At 45.5% G+C, this 807-nt stretch carries 2 protein-coding genes; one reads left to right on the top strand and one right to left on the bottom strand.

The window, feature by feature from the left end; all coding sequences use genetic code 11:
• Positions 1–128 (top strand): DUF1107 family protein (locus R7R24_RS26035; RefSeq protein ID WP_318120017.1); only part of this gene is annotated, 128 nt, incomplete at its 5' end.
• Between the two features lie 83 nt (positions 129–211).
• Here the strand turns inward: R7R24_RS26035 and msrA are convergent.
• Positions 212–807 (bottom strand): peptide-methionine (S)-S-oxide reductase MsrA (gene msrA / locus R7R24_RS26030; protein ID WP_318120016.1); only part of this gene is annotated, 596 nt, incomplete at its 5' end.

The raw sequence follows: 807 nt of genomic DNA, 5'->3' as shown, positions 1-807 counted from the left end.
TCTTCCTTGTCGGAGTGGGAAGTTTCTGCTTTGATAATGGCAAAGTGCTGCTTCCTGATGTGAAAGATCAAAAGCGACTGGCTGTCTTTAAAGAAGTAAACCAAGCAATTTCATCATTATCCGCCTAAACCATTCATGGCGTGTTAACCCAAAAAACGAAAGATTAAAAAGAGCGACCTTGGTCGCTCTTTCTCGTTTCAGTGCAGTTTGATTAGCCTTGCAAGCTTGGTGGGAAGCAAACACCTGTGCCGCCTATGCCACAGTAGCCATCCGGATTCTTTGCAAGATACTGTTGATGGTAGGTTTCTGCAAAATAGTAAGGCCCTGCTGGGACGATCTCAGTGGTGATCGTTGAGCGAAGCTCAGCTTCTAATGCTTGTTGATACTGAAGCTTTGATTTGTCAGCAATTTCTTGCTGATCTTGAGAGTACGTGTAAATCGCAGATCGATATTGTGTGCCGAGATCGTTACCTTGGCGCATGCCTTGAGTCGGGTCATGCTTTTCCCAAAATGCCGCAAGGAGTTTTGCTAGTGAGATAACACGCTCATCAAACACGACTCTCACAACCTCAGTATGACCGGTTTTACCCGTACACACTTCTTCGTAGGTTGGATTTGGTGTAAACCCACCCGCATAACCCACAGATGTTGAAACCACGCCATCTAATTGCCAAAAGAGACGCTCAGCGCCCCAAAAGCACCCCATGCCTAACAAAATCTGTTGCTGATGATGGGCTAATGGTGCCGTTAGACTCGATTGATTTACAAAATGACAATCTTCAATCTGCATTGGTTGTTCTCTACCAG

Source organism: Vibrio sp. 704 (assembly GCF_033339295.1).
The sequence above is the reverse complement of the archived record's forward strand: the minus strand, read 5'-3'. Positions and strand labels throughout refer to the sequence as shown.